We start from the raw sequence: 14,243 nt of genomic DNA, 5'->3' as shown, positions 1-14,243 counted from the left end.
GATGCCCACACTTATCGGCTGTGAATTGTTAAAGATCGCGTCACAAAACCGGCTTAAACTGCACAGCAGCCTTTCGCTGCTACCGCCTGTTTCGTGTCTGCCGCATCAGCAGCAGAGAAGCGAGATTATGCAGACTTTCGCTCACATCGTCAACAGGTTTTTTTAACTTCCTAACCTGCTGCACTCCGCGAAAACCCCCGCCATTACTGGCGCTCCCGCCTTTCGCACCCCGTTTGCCGAAGCGCGAAAGATCGAGATTCTAGACACTCGATGCGCCGCACGCAAGCGTTATTTGAAGAAGCCAAATTACCGATGCTTGAAGTCGGGTTTGCGCTTCTCAAGGAACGCGGCCATACCCTCTTTCTGGTCTTCGGTGGCAAACAACGAGTGGAACAGACGGCGCTCGAAATGCACCCCTTCCGCAAGCGTAGTTTCATACGCGCTGTTCACCGCCTCCTTCACCATCATCACTGCAGGCAACGGAAACTCAGCGATGGTGGCGGCCGCTGCTAGCGCCTCCTCGAGCAGCGATGCCGCCGGCACCACCCGCGACACAAGACCGGCACGCTCAGCTTCGCTCGCATCCATGAAGCGCGCCGTCAAACACATATCCATGGCCTTCGCCTTCGACACGGCGCGCGGCAGCCGCTGCGTGCCGCCAGCACCCGGCATGACACCGAGCTTGATTTCCGGCTGGCCGAACTTCGCGGTGTCGGCTGCAATCACGATGTCGCACAGCATCGCCAGTTCGCAGCCACCGCCCAGCGCGAAGCCAGCCACCGCAGCGATCACCGGTTTGCGAATCTGGCGCACGGCCTCCCAGTTACGCGTGATGTAGTCGCTCTTGTACACGTCCATATACGAGTACTTCGCCATCATCCCGATGTCTGCGCCGGCAGCAAATGCTTTCTCGCTACCCGTCACGACGATGGCACCGATCTCGTCGTTGGCATCGAACCCGCGCAGTGCCTCGCCCAACTCGTCGATTAGCGCGTCGTTCAGCGCATTGAGTGCTTTTGGCCGGTTCAGCGTCACGAGACCAACCCTGCCGCGCGTCTCGACCAGAATATTTTCGTAAGCCATGCATCCTCCGTGGTTGTACTGAATGCGCGAAATTTCTCTCGCGCGCGCCGTCAACAATTGCTACCATTTTCAAACCAACCGGTCGGTCAATTATTAAACGGAACCCCTTCCACCTTTGCTGAGCCTCCCTTCTGCCATGACACACCCGCTTTTCAGCAAGCATGAAGACATGCTGCAAAAGGCGCTCGCCGCCATCGAAACCCGAGGCTATTGGAGCCCATTCCCCGAAATGCCCAGCCCCAAAGTGTACGGGCAAACCGCTGGTGCCGATGGCGAAGCCGCGTTCAAAGCTCAGCTGAATCGGACATTCGAGCTCGACCAGCCAACCACTGGCGAGACAGTCGGCGCCGAACGATCGCCGTTCGGATTTCAGCTCGGCATCCGCTACCCCAAGTCCGACCCTGCTGCGTTGATTGGCGCAGCCGAGAATGCCAGGCGCGCGTGGCGCGAAGCAGGGCCCGAGGCGTGGGTCGGCGTAAGCCTTGAAATTCTCGCGCGGCTCAACCTCGCCAGTTTCGAGATTGGTCACGCTGTCATGCACACAACCGGCCAGGCATTCATGATGGCGTTCCAGGCCGGCGGTCCGCACGCGCAGGACCGTGCACTGGAAGCCGTTGCCTATGCATGGGACCAGTTGCGCCGCGTCCCGGCCGAAGCGCACTGGGAAAAACCGCAGGGCAAAAACCCGCCGCTGGCGATGCGCAAACGCTTCGCGATTGTGCCGCGCGGCACGGCACTGGTGCTGGGCTGCTGCACGTTTCCGACCTGGAACGGTTACCCCGGCTTGTTTGCCGACCTTGCAACCGGCAACACCGTGATCGTCAAGCCGCACCCCGGCGCTATCCTGCCGCTTGCGATCACGGTGCGCATCGCACGTGACGTCTTGCGCGAAGCAGGCTTCGACCCGAATGTCGTCACGCTGCTAGCCACCGATCCCAACGACGGAGATCTCGTCCAGTATCTTGCCCAGCGCCCGGAAATCAAACTGATCGATTTCACCGGTAGCACGCAAAACGGCAACTGGCTCGAACGCCACGCTCAGCAGGCACACGTGTTCACCGAAAAGGCCGGCGTCAATCAGATCGTGATCGACTCGGTGGACAACCTTAAGGCCGCAGCACGCAATATTGCGTTCTCGCTCGCGCTGTATTCAGGCCAGATGTGCACTGCGCCGCAAAACATCTACGTGCCACGCGCCGGCATCAAGACCGCCGAGGGCGTCGTGACGTTCGACGCCGTTGCAGGCGCGCTGACAGGTGCCATCGAACAGCTGCTTGCAGAGCCGGCGAAGGCGGTCGAACTGCTTGGCGCGGTGCAGAACGACCGCATCATGCAACGCATCGACGCAGCCCGACAACTTGACCGGACGCTGCTGGACAGCCGCGCGCTCGAGCATCCCACATTCCCTGGCGCGCGCGTCCGCACGCCGCTGATGGTCCAACTCGATGCCGCGACCGATACCGCCCAATTCACACAAGAGTGGTTCGGACCAGTCTCTTTCGTGATCGCAACTGACTCGACCGAGCATGCCCTCGATCTGGCCGGCACCACGGCGGCGGCGCATGGGGCGCTCACGCTTTCCATCTACAGCACCGACGAGCAGGTTGTCGAAGCAGCGCACGAAGCCTCGATTCGCGGCGGCGTTGCGCTTTCGATCAACCTTACGAGCGGTGTATTCGTCAACCAGTCTGCTGCGTTTTCCGATTTTCACGGGACCGGCGCCAATCCGGCAGCGAACGCAGCGCTCACCGATGCGGCGTTCGTCGCGAATCGTTTTCGCGTCGTTCAAAGCCGTGTTCATGTTGAACCCAAAGTGGTGCCGGCGTAAGTCAGCCGAACGGCATATGCCGTCTGGTCGACTTACGCACCAATACACGGCCAGATAACATGCAATCAAGGGTCGCACTTCCGCGGGCCCTTAATTCGCAGGGGTTTCAACATGACCAATACATCTGTTTGCGACGCGATCGATAGGCCGTTTGCCCACGTTGAGGCTGGGGCACGGCTCATCGCCACCGCGATCTTTCTCCTCGAGCACACCGGCCGGCGCAATGCGCTGTGCACGATGAGCTTCGACGACGAAGACATCACGCTCATGATCGAGCGCATTTAGACAGCGGGGCGCGGCGCCGCGCCCCGCTGCAAGACGGCCGTGGCGCGCGTCCAGCGCGCCACGTATCAAGCCCGGCCAATGTGGCTACCCGCATCAGCAGTTCATGGAGACGAGGAGGCGATCAATGTCGTATGAAATGATCCGCGTATCAAGCGATGCGGCAAGCCGCGTCGCAACTATCACGCTCAACCGCCCGGACAAACTCAATAGTTTCACGCGTGCGATGCATGCCGAACTCGCTGCGGCGCTCGACGAGATCGCATCGTCCGATGCGCGTGCGCTCATCCTCACCGGCGCCGGCAGAGGCTTTTGCGCCGGACAGGATCTGGCAGACCTAGACTTTACGCCCGGCGCGATGTCCGATCTCGGCGAGTTGATCGACCAACAGTTCAACCCGCTCATCAGGCGGTTGCAGGCGCTATCGCTACCCGTCATCGCCGCAGTCAATGGCACTGCGGCGGGCGCCGGAGCAAATCTCGCGTTCGCTTGCGATCTCGTGCTCGCCGCTCGCTCCGCAAGCTTCATTCAGTCGTTCGTGAAGATCGGTCTCGTCCCGGACTCGGGCGGCACATGGTTCCTGCCAAAGCGCGTTGGGATGGCTCGAGCGCTCGGGCTGGCCCTCACCGGCAACAAGCTTGGCGCTGAAAAAGCTGAAAGCTGGGGGCTCGTCTGGCAAGTGGTCGAAGATGGCGACCTGGCCAGCACGGCCGCAGCGTTTGCAGCACAGCTAGCGCAGCAGCCTACGCGCGCGATCGTCGCAACCAGACTGGCGATGCGGCAGGGCGCAACCCAGACGCTCGACCAGCAGCTCGATCTCGAGCGCGACCTGCAGCGTGAACTGGGCGCGTCGCACGACTATGCCGAGGGCGTGCGCGCGTTCATCGAGAAACGCGCACCGCGCTTCGAGGGACGCTGACATGTCGACGCATCGCGAACCGAACGTACCGCTATTGCCCGACGATCTGGCGCGCGCAACCGCCGACGCAATGTATCGCGCCGACGCATGCAGCCACTCGCTCGGCCTGGAACTGCTCGAGGTACGCGCCGGCTACGCCCGCATGCAGATGAAAGTGCGCGCCGACTTTCTGAACGGCCATCGCATCTGCCACGGCGGACTGATCTTTACACTTGCCGACTCGACTTTCGCGTTCGCGTGCAATTCGCACAACGTGAACACAGTCGCCGCAGGCTGCTCGATCGAGTTTCTACGCCCGGTGCCCGAAGGAGACACGCTGATCGCCGAAGCCGTCGAGCAAACCTTAAGCGGCCGCAACGGCATCTACGATATCCGCATCACCAACCTGGCAAACGAGACCGTGGCGATGTTCCGCGGCAAATCCGCGCAAATCAAAGGCACTGTGATCCCCGTGGGCGATTGACCGAAGCCGCAAGCAGCCGCAAGCAACCGCATTAACGCACCACTTCGCGCGCACCCACCAAGAGCGCCACAGTGACGACATAAGGAGACGCTCAATGACCGCTACGCTCCCGCTCGAACCGATCGAGACCGCGAGCCGCGACGAACTCGCCGCGCTGCAACTCGACAGGCTCAAATGGTCGCTCACGCACGCTTACGAAAACTCGCCGGTGTATCGGCGCAAGTTCGACGAAACCGGCGTCCATCCGGCCGACGTGAAGACATTGTCCGATCTTGCCCGCTTCCCGTTCACTACCAAGCAAGACCTGCGCGACAACTACCCCTTCGGCCTTTTCGCCGTGCCCCAGCAGCGTATTGCGCGGATCCACGCGTCTTCCGGCACGACGGGCAAACCCACCGTCGTCGGCTACACGGCACGCGACATCGACACATGGGCCAACCTCGTCGCACGCTCGATCCGTGCCGCAGGCGCGCAACCCGGCGATAAGGTTCACATCAGCTATGGCTATGGGCTGTTCACCGGTGGCTTGGGTGCGCACTACGGTGCCGAGCGTGCCGGTCTCACCGTGATCCCGTTCGGCGGCGGCCAGACCGAGAAGCAGGTTCAACTGATCCAGGACTTCCGCCCGGACATCATCATGGTCACACCGAGCTACATGCTGTCGATTGCGGACGAGTTCGAGCGGCAAGGCGTCGATCCGGCGCGCTGCTCGCTTCGCATCGGCATTTTCGGGGCTGAGCCGTGGACCAACGATATGCGCATCGCAATCGAACAACGGATGGGAATCGATGCCGTCGACATCTATGGCCTGTCTGAAGTGATGGGGCCGGGCGTCGCGTCAGAATGCGTGGACACCAAGGACGGCCCGACGATCTGGGAAGACCACTTTTACCCAGAGGTGGTCGACCCTGAAACCGGTGAAGTATTGCCCGACGGCGAACTGGGCGAGCTCGTATTCACGTCGCTGACGAAAGAGGCATTGCCGATCATCCGCTACCGCACGCGCGATCTCACCCGGCTTCTGCCCGGCACCGCGCGCACGATGCGTCGTATGGAGAAGATCACGGGCCGCTGCGACGACATGATGATCGTGCGGGGCGTCAACGTATTCCCCACGCAGATCGAAGAACTGCTGTTGAAGCAGCACGCACTGGCGCCACACTACCAGATCGTCCTGACGAAGGAAGGTCCACTCGACGTGATGACGATCAATGTCGAACCCTGTCCAGAAACCGCGCCCGACACCGCGGTGCTACACGCGGCACGAGACGCGCTCGCTTACGAAGTCAAGTCATTGATCGGCGTGACGGCCAACGTTGCGGTGCTGGCGGTGAACGGTATCGAGCGTTCAGTCGGCAAGGCACGCAGGGTGATCGACAAGCGGAAGACGCCCGCCTGACACGGCGAACATGAATGCACGATTCGCGGGCTGGCGATACGGTGGTCGCGGCCTATCGACAAAGGCCACCGCAACGGCCACGGCGACCGGTAGCCGGTAGCCGGTAGCCGGTAGCCGGTAGCCAGTAGCCAGTAGCCGCCACAGCAAACATCGCCAGACCCCGCCCGCGAGACAAGTACAAACAGGAGCAAAGGCGCGAGCACGAGCACGAGAACAAGCACAGCCACCACCACACCGATCACCAAATCACCGCCACCGCTACCACCACCACCGCTACCACAACCTCAAACCACCCGCCCCCACCCTCAAGAATTCGGCAACAGCAACCACATCCGCCCGGTCTGCTTCATCTTGCCGGCCAGATCCCCCGCCTCATCGCCCAGTCCCCAGAAATAATCCGCCCGCACGCCGCCCTTGATCGCACTCCCGGTATCCTGCGCAAACACCAAACGATTCATCGGCGCATTGGTCAACGGTCGCGTCGTCTGCAAAAACACGGGCGTGCCTAGCGGGATCGATGACGGATCGACCGCAATCGACCGCTCCGGCGTCAGCGGCACGCCGAGTGCGCCGATCGGCCCATCCGCACCGCTTGCCGACCCTGCCGCCCCCGCCGACGCCGGCTCCGACGCCACCATTTCACGGAAGAATACAAAGCGCGGATTCGTATCGAGCAACGCGTCGACCCGCGTCGGATTCTGCCGCGCCCACGCCTTGATACCCTGCATGGTCGCCTGCGCCGGCGTGATTTCACCCTGGTCCAGCAACCAGCGTCCAATCGATTTGTAAGGCTGATTATTGGTACCGCCGAAGCCCACCCGCATCACGCTGCCGTCTTCCATCACGATGCGTCCCGACCCTTGCACCTGCAGGAAAAACGCTTCGATCGGATCGTCCACCCACACAAGCTCATTGCCGTTCAGCGCCCCCGTTCGCTCGAGCTGCGCGCGCGGCGGCAGCGCCGCACCCGGGCGGTATCCCGACGGCCAGCGATACAACGCGGTCTGATACACGCCGTGCCGCACGCGCGACCCGCGCAGCAACGGCTCGTAGTACCCGGTCACGAGACCATCCAGCGTGCCGTCGGAATTGGAGAACTGGAACGGCGTGAAGTAGGTTTCGAAGAAGCTCCGCGCAGCCGCCACGTCCAGATCGTCAATCTGCGTCACGGCGCCGCAAGCGCGCTGCCAGTTCGGCTGACGTGCGAGCCGCACGCAGTTCTGTCGCAACGCCGCCGTTGCGCCGATCAGCGAATCGTCCTGCCAGCCCGGCACCTGCTGCCATCCCACTGGCGTCAGCCGCGTGGCGGCGATCTGGCCGGGAATCAGCGCCGCGCCGGTCGGCGCTGCCGGCCGCACCGCACCGCCGCCGCCGCACGCCGCAAGGAAAGCCGCAACCGCAACCGTCATGCCCCACAGCGCGACCGCGCGGGCAAACCGCATACAATGTTCGTTCTTGATGGAAACCGCCATGTCTGATCTGCTCGACGAATATCCGATGCTCATCTTCGCGCTGGAATCGCTTCTAGCGCTGTCCCTGCTGATCTTCATCGTGGTATGGACCGCATCCGGCAAGAAGAAAGTCGCCCGCGAAGAGCGCGAAAAGCGCGAGAAGCAACAACGGCAGCAAAACCCCGCCGACCCGCAGCGGGGAGTGGCACAAATGGCCCAGGCACCACAAGGCGCCCAACCGGCACAAGGCGCAAAAGCAGCACAATCCGCCCAGGCAACGCAGCAACCACCGCAACACCGCTAGCCGACCCTACCCAGCGCGCGAGCGAAACAGGCGAAGCAGCAGAAACAAGCGAAACAACCCACATAAGCCCGAACGAACCGCGCCGCGTCAATGCAACGTGCGCGGCATGCGCAACACGAACTCAGGCACCGGCGCATCGAAGCGTTCGCCGTCTTCGGCCACGCAAAAATACTCGCCCCGCATTGTACCGACGGGCGTCGCGATCACCGCCCAACTGGTGTATTCGAATTGTTCGCCCGGCTTCAGCAAAGGCTGATGGCCGACCACGCCAAGCCCTTTCACTTCCTGAACATGGCTTTCACTATCGGTAATGACCCAATGGCGAGCGATCAACTGCGCGGGCGCTTGCCCGGTATTGCGGATTGTCAGCGTGTAGGCGAACGCATACTTGTGGCGTTCCGGGTCCGACTCGTCGGGCAGATAACGCACCTCCGAAGACACACTGAATTGGTACTGGCTCATCCTGGTTTTGCCTGATTCAAGATAGCGCGGCCCGTGCAAGCACGTTCGCAAGGGACGCAGCACATCGGCTGGGGGGTGGTCTTGCTGCTTTGGCATTCTGCTTGAGGAAGCGCACGCCCGCAACCGCGCGCATTCCGATCGCGACAAGGCCGATGCGCCCATGTGACGGTAAAATACCCGCTTCGCTCCCCGCCCGGCCAAGCTCATGACGCAATTTCACATCGCCCCCAGCATCCTGTCCGCGGATTTTTCGCGCCTCGGTGAAGAAGTCCGCAACGTGGTCGCCGCCGGCGCGGACTGGATCCATTTCGACGTGATGGACAACCATTACGTGCCGAACCTGACCATCGGCCCGCTCGTGTGCGAGGCGATCCGCCCGCACGTGCAGGTGCCGATCGACGTGCATCTGATGGTGCGCCCGGTGGACCGTATCGTGCCGGACTTCGCCAAGGCCGGCGCCAACGTGATCAGCTTTCACCCGGAGGCGTCGGACCATATCGACCGCACGCTGACGCTGATTCGCGATCACGGCTGCAAGGCCGGCCTCGTGTTCAATCCGGCCACGTCGCTCAGTTATCTCGATCACGTGATGGACCGCGTCGACCTGGTGCTGATCATGTCGGTGAATCCGGGCTTCGGCGGCCAGTCGTTCATTCCCGAAGCGCTCAACAAGCTGCGCGAAGCGCGCCAGCGCATCGATGCCTACCGCGACAAGACCGGCCGCCAGATCCACCTCGAAGTGGACGGCGGCGTGAAGATCGACAATATCGCGCAGATTGCCGCCGCCGGCGCGGACACCTTTGTGGCCGGATCGGCGATCTTCGGTCACCCGGACTACAAGACCATCATCGGCGAGATGCGCACGGCCCTCGCCGGCATCGAGCACTGATCCCCCAAGCGACCCCAACACCGACACAGACATGACGACGCCCCGCTACGCCGCCCCGGTCCTCTCCGCACCGCGCATCGTCGCGGCGATCATCGACCTCGACGGCACGATGATCGACACCGCCGACGACTTCACCGCCGGCCTGAACGGCATGCTGGCGCAGCTCGACGCGGAAGAAACCTCGCGCGAAGAGGTGATGGGCTATGTCGGCAAGGGCTCCGAGCATCTGATCCGCAGCGTGCTTGCGCCGCGCTTCGAGACCGACCACGCGCAGGAACGCTTCGACGAAGCGCTGGCGATCTATCAGGCGGAATACGCGAAGATCAACGGTCTGCACACGCGCTTGTATCCCGAAGTCGAAGCGGGCCTCGCCGCACTGCGCGACGCGGGCCTCAAGCTCGCGTGCGTGACCAACAAACCGCACCGCTTCGCGATTGAGCTGCTCAAACAATACGGCCTGTTCGACCGGTTCACGATCGTGATCGGCGGCGACAGCCTCGCGAAGAAGAAGCCCGATCCGCTCCCGATGCTCGCTGCCTGCGAAGCGATGCAGGTGCCGCCGCAGGCGACGGTTGCGATCGGGGACTCGGAAAACGACGCCATCGCGGGCCGCGCCGCGGGCATGGCCACCTTGACGCTGCCCTACGGCTACAACCATGGCCAGGCTGTGCAAACCATCAAATCGGATGGTATAGTTGGAACCCTGCTGGAGGCCGCCAAGGCCATCGCAGCACACAACCAGGCGGCACCCATCGCCTGATACGAACTGACCCAAACATCCCTCTCATGTTTCTGAACAAAAAACGGAGTCTGAGCAGCATCGACCGGGGAGCATGGCCCTGGCGTCGCTGGTCGCGCTAACCTCTCGCTGAGGTGCGCTGAAGCTCGTACTGTGGCTTCAGCACGTTTTTGGTTCGCTGCGCACGATGCGCTTTCCTGTTTTCCAGCTTGCGTCGCCACCGTTCATGGTGGCCGCTGTGTACGTGATGTACATTCGCGGTCTGCATTGAATGCTGTGGTGCATCGCCGGGAAAGCGCGCGCCGGTCAGTCTCGACTTGTTCGTCTATCCGCCTGACCGGCAGCGCAACGCCCCCGCTTTGTCCGAAGCCGTCGCGGCCGGACGTACGAACAGGATCGGAACATGACCGAACTCGAATTCCAGTCTCTCGCCAACGAGGGCTACAACCGCATTCCGCTGATCGCTGAAGCACTGGCCGATCTCGAAACCCCGCTGTCGCTGTACCTGAAGCTCGCGCAAGCCGAACGCAACGGCGCGAACTCGTTCCTGCTGGAATCGGTGGTGGGCGGCGAGCGCTTCGGCCGCTATTCGTTCATCGGTCTGCCGGCGCGCACGCTGCTGCGCACCCGCGCGGGCGTGACGGAAGTGGTGAAAGACGGCAAGGTCGTCGAAACGCACGAAGGCGATCCGCTCGAATTCATCCAGCAGTTCCAGGGCCGCTTCAAGGTGGCGCAGCGCCCGGGCCTGCCGCGTTTCGCGGGCGGCCTCGCCGGCTACTTCGGCTACGACGCGGTGCGCTATATGGAGAAGAAGCTCGCCCACAGCGCGCCGCCAGACGATCTGAACCTGCCGGACATCCAGTTGCTGCTCACCGAGGAAGTCGCGGTCATCGACAATCTGGCGGGCAAGCTGTACCTCGTGGTCTACGCCGACCCGACCACCTCGGAAGCCTATACCCGCGCCAAACAGCGGCTGCGCGAACTGCGCCAGCGGCTGCGCGCATCGGTGGCGCCGCCGGTCACGTCGGCCAGCATGCGCACCGAGATCTATCGCGAATTCGCCAAAGAGGATTACCTCGCCGCGGTCCGCAAGGCGAAGGAATACATCGCCGCCGGCGAACTGATGCAGGTGCAGGTCGGCCAGCGTCTGACCAAGCCGTATCGCGACAATCCGCTGTCGCTGTACCGCGCGCTGCGTTCGCTAAACCCGTCGCCGTACATGTACTTCTACAACTTCGGCGAATTCCACGTGGTCGGTTCGTCGCCGGAAATTCTGGTGCGCCAGGAAAAGCGTAACGAAGACCGCATCGTCACGATCCGCCCGCTCGCCGGCACGCGGCCGCGCGGCAACACGCCGGAGCGCGACGCCGAACTCGCCACCGAACTGCTGAACGACCCGAAGGAAATCGCCGAACACGTGATGCTGATCGACCTCGCGCGTAACGACGTGGGCCGCATCGCGCAGATCGGCTCGGTGGTCGTCACCGACAAAATGGCGATCGAAAAGTACTCGCATGTGCAGCACATCGTCAGCTCGGTCGAGGGCAAGCTGAAACCGGGCATCACGAACTTCGACGTGCTGCGCGCGACCTTCCCGGCCGGCACCCTGTCCGGCGCGCCGAAGGTGCGCGCGCTCGAACTGATCGACGAGCTCGAGCCGGTCAAACGCGGCCTGTACGGCGGCGCGGTCGGCTATCTGTCGTTCACCGGCGATATGGACCTGGCCATCGCGATCCGCACCGGCGTGATCTGCAACGGCAATCTGTACGTGCAGGCGGCCGCGGGCGTGGTGGCCGATTCGGTGCCCGAATCCGAATGGCAGGAGACGGAGAACAAGGCACGCGCGGTATTGCGTGCCGCCGAGCAGGTGCAAGACGGCCTCGACAGCGACTTCTGACCGGGAGAAAGACCATGATGCTGATGATCGACAACTACGACTCGTTCACCTATAACCTGGTCCAGTACCTCGGCGAACTCGGCGAGGACGTGCGGACCTATCGCAACGACGAAATCACGCTCGAACAGATCGCGCAGCTGAACCCGGCGCGCATCTGCCTGTCGCCGGGGCCGAGCAATCCGCAGCATGCGGGCATCACGCTCGACGTGCTGCGCACGTTCTCCGGCAAGATTCCGATTTTCGGCGTGTGCCTCGGCCACCAGGCAATCGGCGAAGCATTCGGCGGCCGCGTGGTGCGCGCGCAGAGCATCATGCACGGCAAGGTCAGCGAGATCGAAACCGACTGCAAAGGCGTGTTCGCCGACCTGCCGAAGCATTTCACCGTCACGCGCTATCACTCGCTCGCGATCGAACGCGAATCGCTGCCCGACTGCCTCGAAGTGTCCGCGTGGACACCTGACGGTGAAATCATGGGTGTGCGCCACAAGACCCTGGCGGTCGAAGGCGTGCAGTTCCATCCGGAATCGATCCTGTCCGAACACGGCCACGCGCTGCTCGAGAATTTCATCAAGCAGTCGAAAGCGGCCGCTGCACGATCAGGTGCACAGGTTGGCGCATAGGCGCACGATCGACCCCGCTCTCGAGGAGACCCCATGATCACCCCACAAGAAGCGCTGCAGCGCACGATCGAGCACCGCGAGATCTTCCACGACGAGATGCTGCATCTGATGCGGCTCATCATGCGCGGCGAGATGTCGCCGGTGCAGTCCGCGGCGTTCCTAACGGGCCTGCGCGTGAAGAAGGAAACGATCGGCGAGATCGCCGCGGCGGCCACGGTGATGCGCGAGTTCGCGCATCACGTCGAAGTGCCCGACGCGTCGAATTTCGTCGACATCGTCGGCACCGGTGGCGACGGCGCACATACCTTCAACATCTCGACCGCGACGATGTTCGTCACCGCCGGCGCCGGCGGCAAAGTCGCGAAGCACGGCAATCGCAGCATCTCCAGCAAATCGGGCAGCGCGGACGTGCTTGAGGCGCTCGGCGTCAATATCGATCTGTCGCCGGCGCGCGTGGCGGAATCGATCGCGCAGACCGGCATGGGTTTCATGTACGCGCCGAACCATCACCCGGCGATGAAGAACATCGCGGCGGTGCGCCGCGAGCTCGGCGTGCGGACCATCTTCAACATCCTCGGGCCGCTGACCAATCCGGCCGGCGCGCCAAACCAGTTGCAAGGCGTGTTTCACCCGGACCTCGTCGGCATTCAGGTGCGCGTGATGCAGCGGCTCGGCGCGAACCACGTGCTGGTGGTGTACGGCAAGGACGGCATGGACGAAGTGTCGCTCGGCGCCGCCACGCTGGTCGGCGAACTGCGCGACGGCGAAGTGCACGAGTACGAGATTCACCCCGAGGATTTCGGCATGCAGATGGTGTCGAACCGCACGCTGAAAGTGGCCAACGCGGACGAATCGAAGGCGATGCTGCTCGAAGCGCTCGACAACAAGCCGGGCGTCGCGCGCGAGATCGTCGTGCTGAATGCGGGCACGGCGCTGTATGCGGCGAACGTGGCGCCGTCGATCGCGAACGGCATCGAGCTGGCGCGCGAGACGATCGCCAGCGGCCGCGCCCGCGCGAAGGTGGACGAACTGGTCCGCTTCACGCAGCAATTCAAGTCTTGACCCTTCCCGATTTCTGATTTTCGCAGCGAGCTACCTATGAGCGATATTCTCGAACGCATCATCGACGTCAAGCGCGAGGAAGTGCGCGCCGCGCAGCTGAGCGCACCGCTCGAAGAGCTGCGCCTAGAAGCGTCGGCACGTGACAAACGCGATTTCGTCGGCGCGTTGCGCGCCAAACACGCGGCCGGCATGCCGGCGGTGATTGCCGAAGTGAAAAAGGCGAGCCCGTCCAAAGGCGTGATCCGCGAGCACTTCGTGCCGGCCGACATCGCGCGTTCGTATGCGCAGCATGGGGCAGCGTGTCTATCGGTGCTGACCGACGTGCAGTTCTTCAAGGGCAGCGCCGCGTACCTCGAAGAAGCGCGCGCCGCGTGCGCTCTGCCGGTGCTGCGCAAGGATTTCATCATCGACCCGTATCAGGTGGTCGAAGCGCGCGCGATGGGCGCCGACGCGATCCTGTTGATCGCCGCCGCGCTCGAAACCACACAGATGCAGGACCTCGAGGCGTTCGCGCATTCGCTGGGCCTCGCGGTGCTGGTCGAAGTGCACGACAAGAACGAGCTGGTCGAAGCGCTGACGCTGAACACGCCGCTGATCGGCATCAACAACCGCAATCTGCGCACGTTCGAAACCTCGCTCGACACGACCATCGGCATGCTCGAGATGATTCCGGACGAGCGGATCGTCGTCACCGAGTCGGGCATTCTGACGCGCGACGACGTCGAGCGGCTGCGCGCGATGGACGTCAATACGTTTCTGGTCGGCGAGGCATTCATGCGCGCGGAAGAACCGGGCACCGAGCTCGCGCGGATGTTTTTCTGACATGGCGCGGCGCGGCGCGGTGG

15 protein-coding genes are annotated in these 14,243 nt (G+C 63.0%); 12 read left to right on the top strand and 3 right to left on the bottom strand.

What is annotated here, in order from left to right; translation table 11 throughout:
* Nucleotides 1-306: 306 nt before the first annotated feature.
* Nucleotides 307-1,083, bottom strand: a complete 777-nt coding sequence (locus ACYVNQ_RS05605) for an enoyl-CoA hydratase (RefSeq protein WP_460901281.1) — start codon at nt 1,081-1,083, stop codon at nt 307-309.
* Nucleotides 1,084-1,219: 136 nt separating this feature from the next.
* Here ACYVNQ_RS05605 and paaN point away from each other — a divergent pair, with 136 nt between their 5' ends.
* The 5 genes from paaN to paaK all read left to right on the top strand — a co-directional run bounded on the left by paaN (nt 1,220) and on the right by paaK (nt 5,974).
* Nucleotides 1,220-2,911: a phenylacetic acid degradation protein PaaN gene (paaN, locus tag ACYVNQ_RS05600; protein WP_460901280.1), complete on the top strand. Its 1,692-nt coding sequence runs from the start codon at nt 1,220-1,222 to the stop codon at nt 2,909-2,911.
* A 111-nt stretch (nt 2,912-3,022) separates the two neighbouring features.
* Complete coding sequence (locus tag ACYVNQ_RS05595; protein WP_460901278.1) at nt 3,023-3,196, top strand: hypothetical protein; 174 nt, start codon at nt 3,023-3,025, stop codon at nt 3,194-3,196.
* A 124-nt stretch (nt 3,197-3,320) separates the two neighbouring features.
* Nucleotides 3,321-4,112, top strand: coding sequence for a 2-(1,2-epoxy-1,2-dihydrophenyl)acetyl-CoA isomerase PaaG (paaG, locus tag ACYVNQ_RS05590; RefSeq protein WP_460901277.1), 792 nt, complete (start codon nt 3,321-3,323; stop codon nt 4,110-4,112).
* Between the two features lies 1 nt (nt 4,113).
* Entirely contained in the window at nt 4,114-4,575 is a 462-nt protein-coding gene (gene paaI, locus ACYVNQ_RS05585; RefSeq protein WP_460901276.1) for a hydroxyphenylacetyl-CoA thioesterase PaaI, read from the top strand.
* Nucleotides 4,576-4,669: 94 nt separating this feature from the next.
* Complete coding sequence (gene paaK / locus ACYVNQ_RS05580) at nt 4,670-5,974, top strand: phenylacetate--CoA ligase PaaK (protein WP_460901275.1); 1,305 nt, start codon at nt 4,670-4,672, stop codon at nt 5,972-5,974.
* Between the two features lie 305 nt (nt 5,975-6,279).
* Here the strand turns inward: paaK and mltA are convergent, their stop codons facing one another.
* Nucleotides 6,280-7,524, bottom strand: a complete 1,245-nt coding sequence (gene mltA, locus ACYVNQ_RS05575; RefSeq protein WP_460901274.1) for a murein transglycosylase A — start codon at nt 7,522-7,524, stop codon at nt 6,280-6,282.
* Between mltA and ACYVNQ_RS05570 the strand changes: the two genes are divergently transcribed.
* On the top strand, nt 7,445-7,729 hold the full coding sequence (locus tag ACYVNQ_RS05570) for a hypothetical protein (protein WP_460901273.1): 285 nt from the start codon (nt 7,445-7,447) through the stop codon (nt 7,727-7,729). The genes mltA and ACYVNQ_RS05570 overlap by 80 nt on opposite strands.
* A gap of 87 nt (nt 7,730-7,816) precedes the next feature.
* Here ACYVNQ_RS05570 and apaG read toward each other — a convergent pair whose 3' ends face one another.
* Nucleotides 7,817-8,191, bottom strand: coding sequence for a Co2+/Mg2+ efflux protein ApaG (gene apaG / locus ACYVNQ_RS05565; protein ID WP_460901272.1), 375 nt, complete (start codon nt 8,189-8,191; stop codon nt 7,817-7,819).
* Nucleotides 8,192-8,396: 205 nt separating this feature from the next.
* Here apaG and rpe point away from each other — a divergent pair, with 205 nt between their 5' ends.
* From rpe to trpC, 6 genes are all read left to right on the top strand, one after another.
* Complete coding sequence (rpe, locus tag ACYVNQ_RS05560) at nt 8,397-9,080, top strand: ribulose-phosphate 3-epimerase (RefSeq protein ID WP_460901271.1); 684 nt, start codon at nt 8,397-8,399, stop codon at nt 9,078-9,080.
* A gap of 31 nt (nt 9,081-9,111) precedes the next feature.
* Complete coding sequence (locus tag ACYVNQ_RS05555) at nt 9,112-9,840, top strand: phosphoglycolate phosphatase (protein WP_460901270.1); 729 nt, start codon at nt 9,112-9,114, stop codon at nt 9,838-9,840.
* A 382-nt stretch (nt 9,841-10,222) separates the two neighbouring features.
* Nucleotides 10,223-11,716 (top strand): anthranilate synthase component I, encoded by a 1,494-nt coding sequence (gene trpE, locus ACYVNQ_RS05550; protein ID WP_460901269.1) that lies wholly within the window; start codon nt 10,223-10,225, stop codon nt 11,714-11,716.
* Between the two features lie 14 nt (nt 11,717-11,730).
* A complete protein-coding gene (locus ACYVNQ_RS05545) occupies nt 11,731-12,336 on the top strand; it encodes an aminodeoxychorismate/anthranilate synthase component II (RefSeq protein ID WP_460901268.1) in 606 nt (201 codons plus the stop codon).
* Between the two features lie 33 nt (nt 12,337-12,369).
* The gene (gene trpD, locus ACYVNQ_RS05540) at nt 12,370-13,398 is read left to right on the top strand and encodes an anthranilate phosphoribosyltransferase (protein ID WP_460901267.1); all 1,029 of its coding nucleotides are present in this window, start codon (nt 12,370-12,372) and stop codon (nt 13,396-13,398) included.
* A 36-nt stretch (nt 13,399-13,434) separates the two neighbouring features.
* On the top strand, nt 13,435-14,220 hold the full coding sequence (trpC, locus tag ACYVNQ_RS05535) for an indole-3-glycerol phosphate synthase TrpC (protein WP_460901266.1): 786 nt from the start codon (nt 13,435-13,437) through the stop codon (nt 14,218-14,220).
* The last annotated feature ends 23 nt before the right edge of the window (nt 14,221-14,243 follow it).

This window comes from Paraburkholderia jirisanensis (assembly GCF_054782355.1).
The sequence above is the reverse complement of the archived record's forward strand: the minus strand, read 5'-3'. Positions and strand labels throughout refer to the sequence as shown.

Coding starts and splice junctions, on each gene's coding strand:
- ACYVNQ_RS05605 (WP_460901281.1), bottom strand. CDS start 1,083: ATGGCTTACGAAAATATTCTGGTCGAGACGCGCGGCAGGGTTGGTCTC.
- paaN (WP_460901280.1), top strand. CDS start 1,220: ATGACACACCCGCTTTTCAGCAAGCATGAAGACATGCTGCAAAAGGCG.
- ACYVNQ_RS05595 (WP_460901278.1), top strand. CDS start 3,023: ATGACCAATACATCTGTTTGCGACGCGATCGATAGGCCGTTTGCCCAC.
- paaG (WP_460901277.1), top strand. CDS start 3,321: ATGTCGTATGAAATGATCCGCGTATCAAGCGATGCGGCAAGCCGCGTC.
- paaI (WP_460901276.1), top strand. CDS start 4,114: ATGTCGACGCATCGCGAACCGAACGTACCGCTATTGCCCGACGATCTG.
- paaK (WP_460901275.1), top strand. CDS start 4,670: ATGACCGCTACGCTCCCGCTCGAACCGATCGAGACCGCGAGCCGCGAC.
- ACYVNQ_RS05570 (WP_460901273.1), top strand. CDS start 7,445: ATGTCTGATCTGCTCGACGAATATCCGATGCTCATCTTCGCGCTGGAA.
- mltA (WP_460901274.1), bottom strand. CDS start 7,524: ATGAAGATCAGCAGGGACAGCGCTAGAAGCGATTCCAGCGCGAAGATG.
- apaG (WP_460901272.1), bottom strand. CDS start 8,191: ATGAGCCAGTACCAATTCAGTGTGTCTTCGGAGGTGCGTTATCTGCCC.
- rpe (WP_460901271.1), top strand. CDS start 8,397: ATGACGCAATTTCACATCGCCCCCAGCATCCTGTCCGCGGATTTTTCG.
- ACYVNQ_RS05555 (WP_460901270.1), top strand. CDS start 9,112: ATGACGACGCCCCGCTACGCCGCCCCGGTCCTCTCCGCACCGCGCATC.
- trpE (WP_460901269.1), top strand. CDS start 10,223: ATGACCGAACTCGAATTCCAGTCTCTCGCCAACGAGGGCTACAACCGC.
- ACYVNQ_RS05545 (WP_460901268.1), top strand. CDS start 11,731: ATGATGCTGATGATCGACAACTACGACTCGTTCACCTATAACCTGGTC.
- trpD (WP_460901267.1), top strand. CDS start 12,370: ATGATCACCCCACAAGAAGCGCTGCAGCGCACGATCGAGCACCGCGAG.
- trpC (WP_460901266.1), top strand. CDS start 13,435: ATGAGCGATATTCTCGAACGCATCATCGACGTCAAGCGCGAGGAAGTG.